Origin of the sequence: Streptomyces anatolicus (genome assembly GCF_019400875.1) — a bacterium.
Classification (GTDB): Bacteria; Actinomycetota; Actinomycetes; order Streptomycetales; family Streptomycetaceae; genus Streptomyces; species Streptomyces anatolicus.
Genome location: NZ_WMBF01000605.1, coordinates 1 through 3,384, shown reverse-complemented (window position 1 = coordinate 3,384; position 3,384 = coordinate 1). Strand labels below are relative to the sequence as shown.

Below are 3,384 nucleotides of genomic sequence, written 5' to 3'. Positions count from 1 at the left end.
GCACTGGACCACCCCCCACCCCTGAGGAGACTTCATGCGACTCCGCATACGCGGCAGAAGATCCGCCGCACTCGCGACCCTGCTCGCCCTCGCCGTGGCGGCACCTCTCACCGCCAACGCCACACCGTCCGCGGCCGACCCGGCCGCCCGCACCACCGCGACGGCGGACGACAACGAGACCCGCCAGTACGAGATCCCGCTCCCCGACGACCGCACCGCGCGCACCGCGCTCGCCCGCACCGGCGTCGCCATCGACGAGGTCGACGCCCGCGCGGTGGTCGTCTCCGCCGACGGCCGCGAGGCGGCGAAGCTGCGCGGCCTTGGCTACACGCTCAAGGCCCTGCCCGGCCCCCCGAAGCGCACGGGCGGCCATGCGGTGGAGCCCCAGGACTTCCCGCCCGCCGACGCGAGATACCACAACTACGCCGAGATGACGGCCGCGATCGACCAGCGTGTCGCGGCCCACCCGAACCTGATGAGCAAGAGGGTCATCGGCAAGTCGTACGCGGGCCGGGACATCGTCGCCATCAAGATCAGCGACAACGTGGCCACGGACGAGGCCGAGCCCGAGGTCCTCTTCACCCACCACCAGCACGCCCGCGAGCACCTGACGGTGGAGATGGCGCTCTACCTGCTGCGCGAGCTGGGCGACGACTACGCCACGGACGCGCGGGTCAAGAAGATGGTCGACTCGCGCGAGATCTGGATCGTGCCGGACATGAACCCGGACGGCGGCGAGTACGACATCGCGACCGGCTCCTACCGCAGCTGGCGCAAGAACCGCCAGCCCAACAGCGGCTCGTCGAACGTCGGCACCGACATGAACCGCAACTGGGACTACAAGTGGGGCTGCTGCGGCGGCTCCTCAGGCTCCACCGGTTCGGAGACCTACCGCGGGCGTGCCCCCGAGTCGGCCCCCGAGGTGAAGGTCGTCGCGGACTTCGTGCGCAGCCGGGTCGTCGGCGGCAAGCAGCAGATCAGGGCGTCCATCGACTTCCACACGTACAGCGAACTGATCCTGTGGCCCTACGGCTACACGTACGCGGACACGGCCCCCGGCCTGACCCAGGACGACCGCGACGCGCACGCGGCCGTCGGCAGGAAGATGGCCGCGAGCAACGGCTACACGCCCGAGCAGGCCAGCGACCTCTACATCACCGACGGCACGATCGACGACTGGCTGTGGGGCAACCAGAAGATCTTCAGCTATACGTTCGAGATGTACCCGTCCTCGGCGGGCGGCGGCGGCTTCTACCCGCCCGACGAGGTCATCGAGCGCGAGACCTCGCGCAACCGTGACGCGGTCCTGCAACTCCTGGAGAACTCGGACTGCATGTACCGCTCGATCGGCAAGGAACAGCAGTACTGCACGGGCTGACCCGCACGGCGGCGCGGCCCCGGACCCGTGGCGGGTCCGGGGCCGCGAGGCGTGTACGGGTCAGCAGGTGCGGCCGACGTAGTGGGCACCCTGGATCTTGCTGGCGGAGCCGAGCCAGGTCCTGCCGGGTGCGACACACCGCTCGTAGTCGGGCGCCAGGGCGACCCTGACGTGGATGACCACCCGCGATCCGTCGGAGGTGCAGTGGTTGTAGTAGGCGTCGGCGTGGGTCTCGTAGAAGCCGCAGGGGTTGGCTGCCGCGGGGCTCGCCGTGACGGTCACCGCGCCGAGAGAGGTGAGCGTGAGTGCGGCGGCGGCGAAGGCGCTGTTCACGAGTCGACGAACACGCAAGGTGTACTCCTTGAGCTACGACGGGGTCGTCCGCACGGGCTCGCGGATGCCGCCCCGTTGGGTATGTGCCGCCGCAGGACTGCCCGCCGGTGAGCACGGCCAGTCGGACGCCCGGGGCGTTTCACCCGCCGAATCGTTCCGCCTGAGGGCCGATCGGATGACTCGGCGTCGGTCGGGGCCACTGAGGCGAGGAACTGTGCTCCGCACTGCCTACACGAACAGGCTCACCACCGCCGCCACCGCGAACCCCGCCACCGAGAGCACCGACTCCAGGACCGTCCACGTCTTCAGCGTGTCCCGCTCCGAGATGCCGAAGTACTTCGCCACCATCCAGAACCCGCCGTCGTTGACGTGCGAGGCGAAGATGGAGCCCGCCGAGATCGCCATGATGACCAGGGCCACGAACGCCTGGGAGTAGTCGCCCTCGGCGAGCAGCGGGGCCACGATGCCCGCCGTCGTGACGATCGCCACCGTCGCCGAGCCCTGGGCGACGCGCAGGATCAGGGAGAGCAGATAGGCGAGGACGAGGACCGGCAGGCCCACGTCCTGGAAGGTGTCCGAGAGGGCCTTCGCCACGCCGCTCGCCTTCAGGACCGCGCCGAAGACACCGCCCGCGCCGACCACGAGCAGGATGTTGCCGACCGGCTTCAGGGACGAGGTCGACACCCGCTCGAGGGACTTGCGGGACCAGCCGCGCCGGATGCCCAGCAGGTAGTACGCCATGAACAGGGCGATCGTGAGCGCCACGAAGGGGCTGCCGAAGAACTCGATCACCGAGCGGGCGGTCGAGGGATCGAAGGCGATGGAGGAGAAGGTCGCCAGGAGGATCAGGAGGAGCGGCGTGCCGATGATCGCGAAGACGACACTCAGCGGCACCGGCTTCTCCCGCGGGGCGACCCCCGCCTCCCGCTGCTCGGCCGCGACCGCCGCCTTCGCCTCCTCGGCGGCCTCGACCATGTCCTGGGGAACGGGTACGAAGACGCGCTTGCCGATCCAGGCGGAGTACACCCAGGCGGCGAGCACCGCGGGGATGCCGCAGACGATGCCCATGAGGATGACCCAGCCGAGGTCCACCTTGAGCAGACCCGCCGCCGCGACCGGGCCCGGGTGCGGGGGCAGGAAGGCGTGGGTCATGGAGAGGCCCGCGAGGAGCGGCAGGCAGTAGAGCAGGATCGACTTGCCGCTGCGCTTGGCGGCGGCGTACACGATCGGCGCGAGGACGAAGATGCCCACGTCGAAGAAGACCGGGACGCCGAAGATCAGGCCCGTCAGGCCCATGGCGAGCGGCGCGCGCTTCTCGCCGAAGAGGCCGAGCAGGCGCGACGCCAGCACCTCGGCCCCGCCCGACACCTCGAGGATCGCGCCGAGCATCGTGCCGAGGCCGATGATGATCGCCACGTGGCCGAGGATGCCGCCCATGCCGGACTCGATGACGGAGACCGCGTCGGACTTCTGGACCGTACCGAAGAGTTCGGTGACGGAGAGGCCGGCCGAGAGGCCGACGGCTATGGAGACCGCGAGCAGCGCCACGAAGGGCTGCAGCCTGACCTTGATGATCAGGAAGAGCAGGAGCACGATGCCGAGCGCGGCGACGGTCAGCAGGCCCGCCGTGCCGTCGATGAGGGCGAGGATGCCGCCGGTGTGCGGTGGCGCCT

At 70.1% G+C, this 3,384-nt stretch carries 3 protein-coding genes; 1 reads left to right on the top strand and 2 read right to left on the bottom strand.

Translation table 11 applies throughout. The features are described from left to right. The first annotated feature begins 34 nt into the window (after positions 1-34). Complete coding sequence (locus tag GKQ77_RS30265; protein WP_219692315.1) at positions 35-1,378, top strand: M14 family metallopeptidase; 1,344 nt, start codon at positions 35-37, stop codon at positions 1,376-1,378. A gap of 60 nt (positions 1,379-1,438) precedes the next feature. Here the strand turns inward: GKQ77_RS30265 and GKQ77_RS30260 are convergent, their stop codons facing one another. Both GKQ77_RS30260 and GKQ77_RS30255 read right to left on the bottom strand, forming a co-directional pair. Further along, a complete protein-coding gene (locus GKQ77_RS30260) occupies positions 1,439-1,729 on the bottom strand; it encodes a DUF6355 family natural product biosynthesis protein (protein ID WP_219692314.1) in 291 nt (96 codons plus the stop codon). 210 nt (positions 1,730-1,939) lie between these two features. After that, positions 1,940-3,384 (bottom strand): GntP family permease (locus GKQ77_RS30255; protein WP_219692313.1); only part of this gene is annotated, 1,445 nt, incomplete at its 5' end.

What these genes read in the sequence shown, in the direction of transcription:
- GKQ77_RS30265 (WP_219692315.1), top strand. Translation starts at nt 35, where the DNA reads ATGCGACTCCGCATACGCGGCAGAAGATCCGCCGCACTCGCGACCCTG.